The following is a 14949-nucleotide window of genomic DNA, read 5'->3' as shown; positions in this document are numbered from 1 at the left end:
TTGTATTCAGTCTTTTCCCGCTATTATTAATTTCTACTAAAAGAATCCTAATTTATTCTTATCGTAAGAGATTAACATATTTTTAGTTTGACGGTAGTGACTCATCATCATTTGATGTGTTTCTCTACCAAAACCAGATTTTTTATATCCACCAAATGGTGCATGTGCTGGATAAGCATGGTAACAATTTACCCAAACACGACCTGCTTTTATTGCTCGTGGTATTTGATATAATTGGTGTGCATCACGTGTCCAAACACCAGCACCTAAACCGTAAAGTGTATCGTTAGCGATCTCTAAAGCTTCGGCTTCATCTTTAAATTTAGTTACACAAACTACTGGACCAAAAATTTCTTCTTGGAACACTCTCATTTTATTATGACCTTCTAATATTGTTGGCTGGATGAAGAATCCGTTTGCTAAATCGCCTTCTTTATTAGCATCGCCACCACAAAGTACTTTTGCTCCTTCTTCTTCACCTATTTTAATATAAGATTGAATTTTTTCGTATTGATCGTTAGATGCTTGTGCACCAACCATACAATCTGTACTATAAGGACTGGTTTGCACTATTGCTTTGGTACGCGCTACAACACGCTCCATAAACTTATCATAAATATCTTCTTGTACTAAAATACGTGATGGACATGTACATACTTCTCCTTGATTAAAGGCGAATAACACAGCGCCTTCTATAGCTTTATCCAAAAAGGCATCATCATGATCCATTACACTATTAAAGAATATGTTTGGCGACTTACCACCTAATTCCATTGTTACAGGATTTAAGTTTTTAGATGCATATTGCATAATTAACTGTCCTGTTGTTGTTTCTCCTGTAAAGGCTACTTTATCTACTTTAGAGCTAGATGCTAAAGGCTTACCTGCTTCTGGACCAAAACCATGAACTACGTTGATAACTCCTGGAGGAAAAACATCGGCTATTTTTTCCATTAATAAAGTAGCTGAAGATGGTGTTTGTTCTGCAGGTTTTAATACCACACAGTTACCTGTTGCTAATGCTGGTGGCAACTTCCAAGACAACATTAATAATGGAAAATTCCAAGGAATAATTTGTCCAACAACACCTAATGGCTCCTTAATATTCATTGATAAGGTATTTTGATCAAGCTCTGTTGCGCTACCTTCTTCGGCACGAATACAAGATGCAAAATAACGCCAATGGTCTACAGATAATGGCACATCTGCATTTAAAGTCTCACGTATTGGTTTACCATTATCACAAGTTTCTACTAAAGCAAACTCTTCTAAATTAGCTTCAATTATATCTGCAACTTTATTTAATAGTGTTGCTCTTTCTGTTACCGAAGTATTTCCCCAAGCTTCTTTTGCTGCATTGGCTGCATCTAAAGCCATTTCTATATCTTCTTTTTGAGATCTTGGGTATTTTGCTATTAACGTATTATCTATTGGAGATTTGTTTTCGAAATATTGACCATCTATTGGCTCTACAAATTTTCCGTTAATAAAGTTTCCGTAAGAAGCTTTAAATTTAGGTTTTGAGTAACTCATAATTATTTATTTAGTTTTAATTAGTTTTCAATTATTTAAAAATTAAGCTATTAACATTTTCATTGTTTTATTGTTGTATCAATAAATTTAAACTTGATAAAATGTGTTTTTAGTAATTTTTGTAAAGTTATTTTGTTAGATTCTTAAAAAATTGAACATATTTATTAAATTGTAACACTATTCTATTATTTAGGAAATTTCAATTTCTATTTTTTGTATTATTGAATATGAGCCACTTGTTAAGTAAACATAAACAACATAGAAAACTAACTACTTTAGTAGAAAACAGAACGACTTATAATGCCGAGTTTGCCGAACTTAATATTTATGAAACCCATAAATACGCAGAAAAAGTATCGTTAACTTTTGATTTTCCTATTATTGCCAGTATGCTTACCGGTAAAAAAATTATGCATATAGATGGCATGCCTTCTTTTGATTTTTTTCCTGGAGAATCTGTTGTCATGCCTACTAATAAAGAAATGGTGATTGATTTTCCTTTAGCTAAAGAAGATGATCCAACACAATGTTTAGCCTTAGGTATTGATAGTACAAAAATTATTGAAGTTGTAGATAAGTTTAACCATCATGTTAGTATAGAAAACGAAAACAATAATTGGTCAATAGACAAAAACACTAATCATCTAACTAATAATAATGAAGTTAATCATCTTATTGAACGCTTAGTTTATACGTTTACAAACAATAACACTTCTAAAGATGTATTGCTTGATTTAATGATCCAAGAATTAATTGTAAGGTTATTACAAACCAAAGCCAAAACATTACTACTAAGTGATCAAAATATGTTTAATGATACCAGAATTGGTATGGTAATAAACTATATTAAACAAAATTTAACCAATAAAGATATTACAGTAGATTTACTTGCTGAAAAGGCTTGTATGAGTACATCTCATTTTCATAAAAAATTTAAAAACACTTTAGGCATCTCTCCTATTGACTATATAAATTCTGAAAAAATTAAATTCTCAAAAAAATTAATTAAGGAAACTAAAGATTTTAGAATGTCTGAAATTGCCTTTAAAGCTGGTTTTAACAACACAAGTTATTTTAATAGACAGTTTAAAAAAATGGAAATGATGACGCCTGCACAGTTTAAAAAGTCGGTTAATAAATAATCTACTTTATCGTTTTTACATAACGCCTTACTTCTTTCATCACTTTTGGTGCCAATAACAACGTAGCAGTCATTGTTGGTATTGCCATTAATGCAAAAACACCATCTATTAAATTAATCATTAAACTTAAAGATGTTGTTGCGCCAATAATAATACTTAAAATATAGAAATAGTTATAGTAATGCTGGTGTTTTGCACCAATTAAAAACGATAAGCATTTACCGCCATAATACGCATATGAAAATAAGGAAGACACACTAAACACTGCAATACAAGCCATTAATAAATACTTACCGTAAACAGGCATAGCACTTGCAAATGCAGATGCTGTAAGACTTACACCATTTGCATCTGTTGTTTTCCAAACACCAGTAACCAAAATGGCTAATGCAGTTAAAGTACAAACTATTAAAGTGTCTATTGCTGGTCCAAGCATAGCTACTAACCCTTCACGAATAGGTTGATTGGTTTTTGCAGCGCCATGAGCTAAAGGCGCTGTACCAATACCTGCTTCGTTACTAAATGCACCACGTTTTATTCCTAGAATAATTAAAGTACCAACAACGCCACCAAAAAGCGCATCTTCTTTAATAAAACTTGCTGTAAAAGCATCTGTAAAAATAAGCTTAAAATAATACGGAACACTTTCAATATTTATAATTAAAATGAAAAACACCAACACAAAATAAAGCAATACCATTCCTGGAACTAGTTTTGAAGCAACTTTACTAATTCGGTTTAATCCGCCTAAAATCACTATCGATGTAATCGCTACTAATACCAAACCAATGACTAAATTTGAGGTGAAATTAACTTCAAATCCGTTGGGAATTAATACTATATCATTAATAGCTTGTGTTAATTGATTAACATTAAAAACAGGTAACGCACCAATTAGTCCGCAAAGACTAAAAAATACTGCTAGAGGTTTCCAAGATTTACCCAAACCTTCAACAATAAAATACATTGGTCCTCCTTGTGTTTTACCTTCACTATCTTTTCCTCTAAACATGATAGCCAAACTAGAGGTGAAAAACTTTGTAGACATACCTATAATGGCGCTAATCCACATCCAAAACACTGCGCCTGGTCCACCAAATGCTATAGCAACTGCTACACCAGCAATATTACCCATACCAATAGTGGAAGATAACGCTGTAGTTAAGGCTTGAAAATGAGAAATTTCGCCTTCATCTAAATCACTATCATATTTTCCTCTTAATACATTAATTGCATGACCTAAATATCTAAATGGTAAAAATCTTGAGAGAATTAATAAGTAAAATCCGCCACCAATTAATAATATTAATAACGGAAATCCCCAAACTGCAGAAGAAAACGCTTCTACCCAACCATTAATTTGTTTATACATACTCACTATTTTGATTAGTAAATATACATATATTTGTAATCTAATAACTAATGACCACTTTGAAACCTACACGTCTCTTTTTTTTAGATGCAGTTAGAGCTTTTGCTATTCTAATGATGTTGCAAGGTCACTTTATAGACGCTTTATTACAACCTATTTACAGAGATAAAACTAACGCTATTTATAATACTTGGGAATATTTTAGAGGTATTACTGCGCCTACATTTTTTACTATAACAGGTCTAGTCTTTGTGTACTTACTTTTAAGAGCAAAATCTAAAAATGAAGACCGTTTTAGAATTAAAAAAGGATTTAACAGAGGATTACTACTTATTGGTATTGGTTATGCGTTACGCTTCTCTTTTATTAGTCTGTTTCAAGGAAAAATAAATATGTATTTTATTGTAGTAGATGTACTACAATGTATAGGTTTATCCCTGATTTTACTTATTGGCTTTTATTTATTAACTCGTAAAAAAGAAACTTTATTTGCAATCATAATGCTGCTTTTAGGTTGCTTTATTTTTGTAACCGAACCCTTATACAGGACATTACATATTGAAAGTTTACCTAAATTTATTGCCAATTATATTACTAAAGAAAATGGCTCTGTTTTTACTATGATTCCATGGTTTGGCTATGTTTGTTTTGGTGCTTACATTGCTGTTTTATTTCATAAGTTTGGTCAAAAATATAGGTACAAACAATTTAAAATTTTCGGTTTTTTAAGCATTGGTTTAATCCTAATATTTTGGTCTTCGCCAATATTAGTTTATTTAAGCGAATTATTTAATATTCAACTTTTTTATGATAGTGCACATTACAACTATTTATTTTCTAGACTTGGAAATGTGTTAGTGATTTTTGGGATTTTTTACACTTTTGAACAGTTTTTAAAACAAGCTATTATCACTAAAATCGGACAAAAAACACTATCTATATATGTGATCCATTTTATTATTATTTATGGAAGTTTTACAGGCATTGGATTAAAACACTTTTTATATAGGTCTTTAACGCCAATCCAAGCTATTATTGGTGCTATTATTTTTATGATTGTAGTTTGCGTCATTTCATTTCATTATGCAAAAACCAACAAATACATCTATAACAAAATAAGATTGTTGTATGATAAATTGATAAAAAAAGACACTGTTTAATCTACTCTTAGCTTGATTTTGTTTAAAAATCAATATTCTTTTTACAGAACTATCAAAAATAGATAATTAATTAACTTAATGTTTTTTACATTGATTTTTTAACTACATTAGTTTAGCTAATTTATTGGCAACTAGACTATTAATCTTTATTTATTTATCATGACATTAAACCAACTAACCCTTGTATTCTGTTTATTTTATTTCTCCCTTCAATCTCAAAATTTAAAAGCTATAGATAGCTTAATGAAGTTGCACGAAGACAACGGATTTAGCGGTAATGTCCTATATGCAAATAAAGATAGTATTGTATTTAAAGGTAGTTACGGCTATGCTAATTTTGAAAAAGAAATCAAGCTTAACGATGACTCAAAATTTGATTTAGCTTCTCTTTCTAAACAATTTACTGCTGTTAGTATACTAATGTTAATAGAACAAAATAAATTACAATATACAACAGACATTAAAACCATATGGCCTAATTTACCTTATAATGGCATAACTATAGAACATCTACTTAGACATCAATCAGGATTACCAGACTATATGGATTTTTTAGAAAAAAAATCTTATTGGGATCAATCTAAAATAGCTACTAATCAAGATATAATTAATCTATTAACAACTAATAATTTTCCGTTATTATTTAAATCGGGAACAGAGAACAGATACAGTAATACTGGCTATGTTGTTCTTGCTTCTATTGTAGAAAAGCTAAGCGAAACTACATTTGAAGAGTTTTTACAAAAAAATATATTCACGCCATTAGACATGAACAACTCTAAAATTGTAAGACGTATTTACAAACCAGATAATGATTCAAGTCTAACCGTAGGTTATTTTAAAAAAGGAAATAAAAACAAACCTAATTATCTTTTTAATGACGAATTAAAAATCTATGATGGTATTGTTGGTGATGGAATGATACACACAACAACTACAGACCTTTACAAGTGGATAAAAGCTTTAAAAAACAACACACTAATTTCTAAATCAAATACAGAAAAAATGTTTTCTGGAGATGCCATTTCTAGCTCTACTGGATTTGGGTTGATGATTCAAGAATCTAAATCTTTAGGCAAATACGTTTTACATACTGGTAATTGGCAAGGCTACATTAATTTTATGCTTTATGTCCTTAAATCTGAAGAATTTGTCGTTATACTCTCTAATAACAGTTATGAAGAATACAGTCTGATTAACAATCAATTAATTAAAAACGGTAGACAAAGTACTAATTAAGCGTTTAAAACAACTTAAAACCAAATGAAAATTTATCAAACCTTACTCCTTTTATCAATACTATTAATTACCTCTTGTAGCACAACAAAACAAGCCTCATTATACGATACCTCTTGGGAATTAGAGTTTATATCTGGAACAAGAATTGCATTTAATGGTTTATATCCAAATAAAAAACCACGAATAAAATTTAACAAAGACTTACAAAAAGCCCAAGGAAACAATAGCTGTAACGGATATTCTGCAGCATACACACTTAAAGAAAATTCTATTTCATTTGGACAACCAGATCCAACAACAATGATGTTTTGTGGTGAAGGCGAGCAAGCATTTTTAAAAATGATGAGACAAGTAAATCGCTATAGCTTTGATAATGACGGTAAATTAAATTTAATGCTAGATAATGTTACATTACTTCGTTTTAATAAAGTAGAATAGAATTTAAAGAAATCTACTATATTTAAAGAATCAAAACATTTTTCATATGAAAACTACACTTTTAAGTTTATTTTTATTGACTTCTGGAATACTATTTGCTCAAAACCCAGATTATAAAGTATCTTCTTATTTAGATGAAGGTTTTAAAGCTCCAAATACACATTATATAGGAGAAGCTTGGTTAAATGCTATAATAAACAATGATAAAGATTTAGGGTATAACATAACTAAAGCAACATTTAAAGCAAATTCTACCTTAGATTGGCATAAGCATGGTTCTTCTCAAGTTCTAATTGTTGTATCTGGTGAAGGTTATTATCAAGAATTAGGAAAAGATCCAATAAAACTTAAAGAAGGTGATATTATTAAATGTGAAAAAGATATTGAGCATTGGCACGCCTCTTCAAAACATAAAGACATCACTTATCTAGCCTTGTATGGCGGAGATCAACCTACGACTTGGACTAAGGTTTTATCTCAAGAAGATTATGACAAAGCTGCAAAACAATTAAATGATTAAAAATCATAAAAAAGCTCACTTAAAAGTGAGCTTTTTTTATATGTTTTTATTAAAACTTAAGCGTTTAAATAGTCTAACACATTAGCTTCTATCCTACTTTCAATGTTAGAGACATCTGCTTTTACAAAAGTTTCGCCCATAATATTTTCGTATAATTCAATGTAACGCTCAGAAACAGATGTGATATACTCATCACTCATTTCTGGTACAGTTTGCCCTTCTAACCCTTGAAAATTGTTTGCAATTAACCATTGGCGTACAAACTCTTTAGATAATTGTTTTTGTGCTTCGTTATTATCTTGGCGTTCTTGATAACCTTCGGCGTAAAAATATCGTGAAGAGTCTGGTGTATGAATCTCGTCAATCAAAACTATTTTACCGTCTTTGGTTTTTCCAAACTCGTATTTAGTGTCTACTAAAATTAATCCTCGTTTTGCAGCAATTTCAGTACCTCTATCAAATAATTTACGTGTGTAATCTTCTAAAACTTTGTAATCTGCTTCGCTAACAATACCACGTTTTAATATATCTTCACGCGAGATGTCTTCGTCATGATCACCCATTTCTGCTTTGGTTGCAGGTGTAATTATAGGTTCTGGAAATTTATCATTCTCCTTCATTCCTTCAGGCATAGCAACACCACAAAGTGTACGTTTTCCAGCTTTATATTCTCTTGCTGCATGACCAGAAAGATAGCCACGAATTACCATTTCTACTTTAAATGGCTCGCATAAATGTCCAACTGCAACGTTAGGATCTGGCGTTGCTGTTAACCAGTTAGGTACTAAATCTTCGGTTGCTTTCATCATACTAGTAGCAATTTGATTTAGTATTTGACCTTTGTAAGGTATCCCTTTTGGCATTACTACATCAAAAGCACTTAGTCTATCTGTTGCAATCATTACCAATTCTTGGTCATTTATATTATAAACTTCTCTTACTTTTCCTTTATAAACACTTTTTTGATTAGGAAAATTAAAATTGGATTTAATAATTGTATTACTCATTATTAGTTGTTGTGTTGTTAATTGTTGCCAACAAAGATAATTTGTTTGACCAAAAAAGCCTTAGATTAATTAAGTTTAATCTCGGTTTTCAATACTTTTATAAGCAGCAATTATCTTTTTAACTAATTTGTGTCTAATTACATCTTTATCGTCTAAGAAAACAATACCAACACCTTCTACATTTTTTAAGATTAGCAAAGCTTCTTTTAACCCAGAAATTGTACGACGTGGTAAATCTATTTGTCCTGGATCACCTGTTAATAAGAATTTTGCATTTTTACCCATACGCGTTAAAAACATTTTCATTTGCGCATGTGTTGTATTTTGACCTTCGTCTAAAATTACAAATGCGTGATCTAATGTTCTTCCACGCATAAAAGCTAATGGTGCAATTTGTATTGTTCCGTTTTCTATATAATTAGCTAGTTTTTCTGGCGGAATCATATCACGTAACGCATCGTATAATGGTTGCATGTAAGGATCTAACTTCTCTTTTAAATCACCAGGTAAAAACCCAAGATTTTCTCCTGCTTCTACAGCTGGTCTTGTTAAAATTATTCGTTTTACCTCTTTATTTTTTAATGCTTGTACTGCTAATGCAACACCTGTATATGTTTTTCCTGTTCCTGCTGGACCAATTGCAAAAACCATATCGTTTTTACGCATTAACTCTACCATACGACGTTGATTTGCCGTTTGGGCTTTAATTATTTTACCGTTAGCACCATGTACTATAGTTTCGCCACTTTTTTCAGAAGTTGTATAATCGTCACTACTTTGGCTTGTAAGTACTCGTTCTATAGTGTTTTCGTCTATTTTATTGTACTTACCAAAGTGATTAAATAACATGGTTAAACGCCTATCAAATTCCTCTAAAAGCTCTTCGTCGCCATAAGCTTTAATTTTATTTCCTCTAGCTACAATTTTTAGTTTAGGGAAGTATTTTTTTATGGTTGTAATGTTTTCATTACCAGTTCCAAAAAATTCTTTTGGAGAAATCTCTTCAAGTTCAATAATAATTTCGTTCAAAAGCGTTTAAATTTTAAATTAATCTATACAATTTTATTAGTTTTGTTGGCACAAATGCTACTAAACAAACTTACGCAATTTTTGCGTGTTGTATATTAAAAAAATATCAACAATAATTAATGGCTATCATTACATTAACTACAGATTTTGGAGAAAAAGACCACTTTGCTGGCGCAATTAAAGGCGCTATTTACAGTGAGTTACCCGAAGTTAGAATTGTTGATATCTCGCATTCGGTTTCACCATTTAATATTTCAGAAGCTGCATATATTATCCAAAATGCTTACAGTAGTTTTCCTAAAGGTACAATTCATTTAATTGGTATAGATTCCGAATTAAATCCAGAAAACAAACATATTGCTGTAGAGCTTGATGAGCATTTTTTTATTTGTGCTAATAATGGAATTATGAGTATGATTGCCAATATTATTGCTCCTAAAAAAATTGTTGAAATTAATATACACGATAAAATCGAAACTAGTTTTCCTGTTTTAGACGTGTTTGTTAAAGTTGCATGCCATATTGCTCGTGGCGGAACACTTGAGGTTATTGGTAAACCTATCGATAAAATTAAACCAATTAAAAACCTTGTCCCTTATGTAAATGATGATAAAACTCAGATTATTGGAAGCATCATTTATATTGATAATTATGGTAATGTAGTTACTAATATTAGAAAATCTTTTTTTGAACAGTTGCAAAAAGGTCGTGCTTTCGAGATTTCGGCTAGAAACTATAAATTTAAAACTATTCACAAAAAATACAGTGATATTGTAAATTTTGAATTACCAGAAAACCAAAGACATGACGAAGGTCGCGGATTGGTAGTTTTTAACAGCTCAAATTTTTTAGAAATCGCCATCTACAAAAGTAATATGCAAACTGTAGGAAGCGCGAGTACGCTTATGGGATTAGGTTTACGTGATACTGTTACCATTAATTTTTTAAAATAATTTTAAATCATTAAAATGTTTGTTAGAATAGTTAAATTAAGTTTTGCACCAGAAAACATAAACACCTTTAAAGCTAATTTTGAAACTATTAAACATAAAATTAGAGCTTTTGAAGGTTGCCAATTATTAGAATTATATCAAGACAAACACAATAGCAATGTGTTTTTCACGTATAGTTATTGGACTAGTGAAACCCATTTAGAGCGTTACAGACAATCTGAATTATTTAAAGGTGTTTGGGCTAACACCAAACCTTTATTTAATGCTAAACCTGAAGCTTGGAGCGTAGACAAAATTGCGTCGCTGCAATAAAAGATTTATTAAGTAAATGTAATTATTACTTAATTGAATAAAAAAGCGCTTTAAATGATAAAACAAATAAAACTATTAACTTTACACTTTTAAGCATTTTTACTTTAAATACTTAAAACCTAAACACTTTAAAACTTATTAATGTTAGCGATTCTTAAAAAAGAAATTAACTCATTTTTTGCGTCACCAATTGGGTATTTGGTTATTGCTATTTTTTTATTGTTAAACGGTTTGTTTTTATGGTTATTTAAAGGCGAGTTTAACATACTTGATAACGGTTTTGCAGATCTTTCTTCGTTTTTCTTATTAGCACCATGGATATTAATTTTCTTAATTCCTGCTGTTACAATGAAAAGCTTTAGTGACGAAAAAAAACAAGGTACTTTAGAGCTTTTACTAACAAAACCTATAAGTACTTTTCAATTAGTTTTAGGTAAATATTTAGGTGCATTTATACTAATTATTATTGCGCTTATACCAACGTTATTATACGTTTTTACTGTGTATCAATTAGGTAATCCTACTGGTAACATAGATTTTGGTAGTACATTAGGATCTTATTTTGGATTGCTATTTTTAGTAGCTGCTTATACTGCAATTGGCGTATTTGCTTCTACATTATCAGACAACCAAATTGTTGCCTTTATTATTGCGGTATTTTTATGCTTTTTCTTTTATGTTGGTTTTGAAGGTATTGCAGATTTTACATCCAGTAGTTTTATCGATAATTTAGGTATGTCTGCGCATTTTAAAAGTATGAGTCGTGGTGTATTAGACACTAGAGATTTAATTTACTTTTTAAGTATTACATTTTTATTTATCGTTTTAACAACAACAAATATAAATCGTCAAAACGCATGATTATTACTATTCCATTAGTTATATCTTTTATTATAACTTTTATCTTAGTTTGGCTGTTTGTAAAAACCATTGGAAATAAAAAATGGTTAAGCTTTATAATTGCAGTTATACTTACACCAGTTGCCTACTTTTATTTATTATATCCAATGGTAAATATTTTTAGTAGTTATCATCACGAAAAATATTTTAATGCAGAAGATTGGGAAGAATATCCTGCACAACGTTTTGAGATGATGGGTGATATATTACAAGACAGCACCTTAATTGGTCGTCCTAAATCTAAAATTAAAACATTATTGGGCGAAGCAGAATGGTATGGTTGGGACGATAGTATCAAAGCAAATTCTGAAGACAAATGGAATTACAATTTAGGGTTTAAACCTGGTGCATTTACTAAAGACCAAGAATGTTTAGAATTTGTTTTTAAAAACGACACTTTACAATCTATTAGAAACTATCAATTAGAACAAAAATTTGAATAAAACACTTAAACATATTAGCCTAATTGTTATAGCCTTAATAGCTATAAATGTAATAAGTAGTAAGATTTACAAACGTTTTGACCTAACTACAGATAAGCGTTACACTTTAAATAATTCTGCTTTAGAAATCATAAAAAAAGCAGATAAACCTGTAGTTATAGACGTGTTTTTAGAAGGTGAAGATTTTCCTTCAGAATTTAGACGTTTAAAAAACGAAACTAAACAACTACTTGAAGAGTTTTCGGCTTTTAACGATAATATAAGTTTTAAATTTATTAATCCTATTGAAGATGAAAATACTAGAGACCAAAACATTAAACAATTAAATGCAAGAGGATTAACACCAATGCAATTAAATGTAAAAGAAAATGGTAAATCTAGTCAAGCAGTTATTTTTCCTTGGGCATTAGCAAGTTATAATAACACAACGGTTAAAATTCCTTTAGTTAAAAACAAAATTGGAGCAACACAACAGGAGTTAGTCACAAATTCGGTTCAACATTTAGAATATGCATTTGCAGATGGATTAAGTAAATTAGTAAATCCTAAACGTCGTAAAATAGCGGTTTTAAAAGGCAATGGAGAATTTCAAAATAGATATATAGCAGATTATATAAAAGCTTTAAGAGATTATTATTACATAGCTCCATTTACATTAGATAGTGTAGAAAACAATGCTGTTAGTACGTTAGAAAAATTAAATACGTTTGACCTAATAATAGCAACTAAACCAACAGAAGCGTTTACAGAGAAAGAAAAATTTGTGCTAGATCAATTCACTATGAATGGTGGAAAAAGTCTTTGGCTTATAGATAAAGTAGCTATAGACAAAGATAGTCTTTACAACGATTTAGGTAAAAATGTTGCAATTGCACGAGATTTAAATTTAACCGATTTTTTCTTTAAATATGGCGTTAGAATTAATCCGTTACTTGTTAGATCTATGTATTCTGCACCAATTGCATTAGCATCTGGAGAAGGAAGTGATAGCCAATTTCAAAATTTTCCTTGGACCTATTCTCCTTTAGGGCAAGGCAATACACGTCATCCTATTGTTAACAATTTAAATTATACCAAGTTTGATTTTGCAAATCCAATAGATACTTTAAAAAATAACATACATAAAACCATATTGTTACAAAGTGCGCCACTTTCTAAATTAGAAGGAACGCCAAGAGAAGTAAGTTTAGAATCTGTAAACGACCAACAAGATCCAAAAACTTATAATAATGGATCACAAAATTTAGCGGTTTTATTAGAAGGTAAATTTACATCGGTGTACAAAAACCGTGTTAAACCATTTGATTTTAAGCAATCAAAAGATCAAAGTATTCCAACTAAAATGATTGTAATATCTGACGGAGATGTAATTAAAAACGAAGTTGGTCGTAATGGTCCAGAAGAATTAGGTTTTGATCGCTGGACAGGTCAAGTTTTTGGTAATAAAGAATTTTTAATAAATGCAGCTAATTATTTACTTGATGATAATGGACTTATAAACATTAGATCTAAAGAAATTGCTGTAGCCTTTTTAAATCCAGAAAAAATCAGTGAAGAAAAAACCAAGTGGCAACTCTTAAACATCTTACTACCATTGGTTTTACTTGGATTATTTGGAATAGCATTTAAGTATATAAGACAAAAAAAATACGCTAAATAAGTGTTAATAAGTTTGTTTCCTTTTTAAACACATTAGCAATATATTTGTAATACAACAATTAACCGAATTTAACGAATTTTAATATAGATGAAATTTATTGTATCAAGTACCTATTTACTAAAACAATTACAAGTTTTAGGTGGTGTAATAAACAACTCCAATACGCTTCCAATTTTAGATAATTTTTTATTTGAATTACAACAATCTAAACTAACAGTATCTGCAAGTGATTTAGAAACTACAATGTCTGCTGTTTTAGATGTAGAAAGTGATAACGAAGGTAGTGTAGCAATTCCTGCACGTTTATTATTAGATACTTTAAAAACGTTTCCAGAACAACCTTTAACGTTTGTTATAGAAGAAAATAACACAGTAGAAATAAGTTCTAACCACGGTAAATACGCATTAGCCTATGCAGATGGTAACGAGTTTCCTAAAGCTGTCACTCTTGAAGATCCAAGTGCAACAGCAATGCCTGCTCATGTGTTAGCAACAGCGATTAACAAAACTATTTTTGCTGCTGGTAACGACGATTTACGTCCAGTGATGAGTGGTGTATTTTTTCAATTCTCTACAGAAGGTTTAACGTTTGTTGCTACAGATGCTCACAAACTTGTAAAATATTCTAGAGAAGATGTTAAAGCATCTCAAGTAGCCGAGTTTATTATGCCTAAAAAACCTTTAAACTTATTAAAAGGAATTTTAGGTGCTAATGAAGAAGAAGTAACTATAGAATATAACGATTCTAATGCAAAATTCACGTTTGATAACACTGTATTAATCTGTCGTTTAATAGATGGGAAATATCCAAACTACGAAGCTGTTATCCCTAAAGAAAATCCTAACAAATTAACTATAGATCGTACGCAGTTTTTAAACTCTGTACGTCGTGTTAGTATTTTCTCTAATAAAACAACACACCAAATTAGACTTAAAATTGCTGGTGCCGAGCTTAATATTTCTGCAGAAGATATTGACTACTCTAATAAAGCAGAAGAGCGTTTAACTTGTGATTACCAAGGTGATGACATGCAAATTGGATTTAACTCTAGATTTTTAACAGAAATGTTAAACAATTTAAGTTCTAACGATGTACAATTAGAATTAAGTATGCCTAATAGAGCTGGAATTTTAACTCCAATAGATGATTTAGAAGAAGGTGAAAAAGTAACAATGCTTGTAATGCCTGTTATGCTTAACAGCTAAACTTTTTTAAGAAAATATAAAAAAAGCCACAACGA

At 30.2% G+C, this 14949-nt stretch carries 15 protein-coding genes; 11 read left to right on the top strand and 4 right to left on the bottom strand.

Annotated elements, in window-relative coordinates:
- Window positions 1-36 precede the first annotated feature (36 nt).
- A complete protein-coding gene (locus IFB02_RS11440; RefSeq protein WP_106688478.1) occupies window positions 37-1533 on the bottom strand; it encodes an aldehyde dehydrogenase family protein in 1497 nt (498 codons plus the stop codon).
- Between the two features lie 227 nt (window positions 1534-1760).
- On the opposite strand from IFB02_RS11440, the gene IFB02_RS11435 reads away from it, so the two are divergent.
- The gene (locus tag IFB02_RS11435; protein ID WP_106688477.1) at window positions 1761-2675 is read left to right on the top strand and encodes an AraC family transcriptional regulator; all 915 of its coding nucleotides are present in this window, start codon (window positions 1761-1763) and stop codon (window positions 2673-2675) included.
- Between the two features lies 1 nt (window position 2676).
- Here IFB02_RS11435 and IFB02_RS11430 read toward each other — a convergent pair whose 3' ends face one another.
- Window positions 2677-4047 carry an alanine/glycine:cation symporter family protein gene (locus IFB02_RS11430; RefSeq protein WP_106688476.1) on the bottom strand — a complete coding sequence of 457 codons (1371 nt, stop codon included), beginning with the start codon at window positions 4045-4047 and terminating at the stop codon, window positions 2677-2679.
- 50 nt (window positions 4048-4097) lie between these two features.
- Here IFB02_RS11430 and IFB02_RS11425 point away from each other — a divergent pair, with 50 nt between their 5' ends.
- The 4 genes from IFB02_RS11425 to IFB02_RS11410 all read left to right on the top strand — a co-directional run bounded on the left by IFB02_RS11425 (window position 4098) and on the right by IFB02_RS11410 (window position 7404).
- Entirely contained in the window at window positions 4098-5207 is a 1110-nt protein-coding gene (locus IFB02_RS11425; protein ID WP_223878841.1) for a heparan-alpha-glucosaminide N-acetyltransferase domain-containing protein, read from the top strand.
- A 159-nt stretch (window positions 5208-5366) separates the two neighbouring features.
- Window positions 5367-6446 (top strand): serine hydrolase domain-containing protein, encoded by a 1080-nt coding sequence (locus IFB02_RS11420; RefSeq protein ID WP_106688475.1) that lies wholly within the window; start codon window positions 5367-5369, stop codon window positions 6444-6446.
- 24 nt (window positions 6447-6470) lie between these two features.
- Window positions 6471-6884 carry an META domain-containing protein gene (locus IFB02_RS11415; RefSeq protein WP_106688474.1) on the top strand — a complete coding sequence of 138 codons (414 nt, stop codon included), beginning with the start codon at window positions 6471-6473 and terminating at the stop codon, window positions 6882-6884.
- Window positions 6885-6930: 46 nt separating this feature from the next.
- Window positions 6931-7404 carry a cupin domain-containing protein gene (locus tag IFB02_RS11410; RefSeq protein ID WP_106688473.1) on the top strand — a complete coding sequence of 158 codons (474 nt, stop codon included), beginning with the start codon at window positions 6931-6933 and terminating at the stop codon, window positions 7402-7404.
- A 56-nt stretch (window positions 7405-7460) separates the two neighbouring features.
- Here the strand turns inward: IFB02_RS11410 and IFB02_RS11405 are convergent, their stop codons facing one another.
- The gene (locus IFB02_RS11405) at window positions 7461-8411 is read right to left on the bottom strand and encodes a phosphoribosylaminoimidazolesuccinocarboxamide synthase (protein ID WP_106688472.1); all 951 of its coding nucleotides are present in this window, start codon (window positions 8409-8411) and stop codon (window positions 7461-7463) included.
- Between the two features lie 75 nt (window positions 8412-8486).
- Window positions 8487-9440 carry a PhoH family protein gene (locus IFB02_RS11400; RefSeq protein ID WP_106688471.1) on the bottom strand — a complete coding sequence of 318 codons (954 nt, stop codon included), beginning with the start codon at window positions 9438-9440 and terminating at the stop codon, window positions 8487-8489.
- Between the two features lie 119 nt (window positions 9441-9559).
- Between IFB02_RS11400 and IFB02_RS11395 the strand changes: the two genes are divergently transcribed.
- The 6 genes from IFB02_RS11395 (at window position 9560) to dnaN (ending at window position 14914) form a co-directional block, all read left to right on the top strand.
- Window positions 9560-10393 carry an SAM hydrolase/SAM-dependent halogenase family protein gene (locus IFB02_RS11395; protein WP_106688470.1) on the top strand — a complete coding sequence of 278 codons (834 nt, stop codon included), beginning with the start codon at window positions 9560-9562 and terminating at the stop codon, window positions 10391-10393.
- Between the two features lie 15 nt (window positions 10394-10408).
- Window positions 10409-10705 (top strand): putative quinol monooxygenase, encoded by a 297-nt coding sequence (locus IFB02_RS11390; protein WP_106688469.1) that lies wholly within the window; start codon window positions 10409-10411, stop codon window positions 10703-10705.
- 141 nt (window positions 10706-10846) lie between these two features.
- Window positions 10847-11566: a gliding motility-associated ABC transporter permease subunit GldF gene (gene gldF, locus IFB02_RS11385; protein WP_106688468.1), complete on the top strand. Its 720-nt coding sequence runs from the start codon at window positions 10847-10849 to the stop codon at window positions 11564-11566.
- The gene (locus tag IFB02_RS11380; protein WP_106688467.1) at window positions 11563-12048 is read left to right on the top strand and encodes a hypothetical protein; all 486 of its coding nucleotides are present in this window, start codon (window positions 11563-11565) and stop codon (window positions 12046-12048) included. Before gldF ends, IFB02_RS11380 begins: the two co-directional genes overlap by 4 nt.
- Complete coding sequence (gene gldG, locus IFB02_RS11375) at window positions 12041-13708, top strand: gliding motility-associated ABC transporter substrate-binding protein GldG (protein ID WP_106688466.1); 1668 nt, start codon at window positions 12041-12043, stop codon at window positions 13706-13708. The genes IFB02_RS11380 and gldG overlap by 8 nt, the downstream gene beginning before the upstream one ends.
- Window positions 13709-13795: 87 nt before the next feature.
- Window positions 13796-14914: a DNA polymerase III subunit beta gene (dnaN, locus tag IFB02_RS11370; RefSeq protein ID WP_106688465.1), complete on the top strand. Its 1119-nt coding sequence runs from the start codon at window positions 13796-13798 to the stop codon at window positions 14912-14914.
- The last annotated feature ends 35 nt before the right edge of the window (window positions 14915-14949 follow it).

The organism is Mesoflavibacter profundi (assembly GCF_014764305.1).
GTDB lineage: Bacteria > Bacteroidota > Bacteroidia > Flavobacteriales > Flavobacteriaceae > Mesoflavibacter > Mesoflavibacter profundi.
Note: the sequence above shows the minus strand (reverse complement) of the source record. Positions and strands in the feature narration are given on the sequence as shown.

Bases quoted from the DNA above. Each gene is read 5' to 3' on its own strand.
- IFB02_RS11405 (WP_106688472.1), bottom strand. From the start codon at position 8,411: ATGAGTAATACAATTATTAAATCCAATTTTAATTTTCCTAATCAAAAA.
- IFB02_RS11415 (WP_106688474.1), top strand. From the start codon at position 6,471: ATGAAAATTTATCAAACCTTACTCCTTTTATCAATACTATTAATTACC.
- IFB02_RS11380 (WP_106688467.1), top strand. From the start codon at position 11,563: ATGATTATTACTATTCCATTAGTTATATCTTTTATTATAACTTTTATC.
- IFB02_RS11425 (WP_223878841.1), top strand. From the start codon at position 4,098: ATGACCACTTTGAAACCTACACGTCTCTTTTTTTTAGATGCAGTTAGA.
- IFB02_RS11420 (WP_106688475.1), top strand. From the start codon at position 5,367: ATGACATTAAACCAACTAACCCTTGTATTCTGTTTATTTTATTTCTCC.
- gldF (WP_106688468.1), top strand. From the start codon at position 10,847: ATGTTAGCGATTCTTAAAAAAGAAATTAACTCATTTTTTGCGTCACCA.
- IFB02_RS11435 (WP_106688477.1), top strand. From the start codon at position 1,761: ATGAGCCACTTGTTAAGTAAACATAAACAACATAGAAAACTAACTACT.
- IFB02_RS11395 (WP_106688470.1), top strand. From the start codon at position 9,560: ATGGCTATCATTACATTAACTACAGATTTTGGAGAAAAAGACCACTTT.
- IFB02_RS11390 (WP_106688469.1), top strand. From the start codon at position 10,409: ATGTTTGTTAGAATAGTTAAATTAAGTTTTGCACCAGAAAACATAAAC.
- IFB02_RS11410 (WP_106688473.1), top strand. From the start codon at position 6,931: ATGAAAACTACACTTTTAAGTTTATTTTTATTGACTTCTGGAATACTA.
- IFB02_RS11440 (WP_106688478.1), bottom strand. From the start codon at position 1,533: ATGAGTTACTCAAAACCTAAATTTAAAGCTTCTTACGGAAACTTTATT.
- dnaN (WP_106688465.1), top strand. From the start codon at position 13,796: ATGAAATTTATTGTATCAAGTACCTATTTACTAAAACAATTACAAGTT.
- IFB02_RS11430 (WP_106688476.1), bottom strand. From the start codon at position 4,047: ATGTATAAACAAATTAATGGTTGGGTAGAAGCGTTTTCTTCTGCAGTT.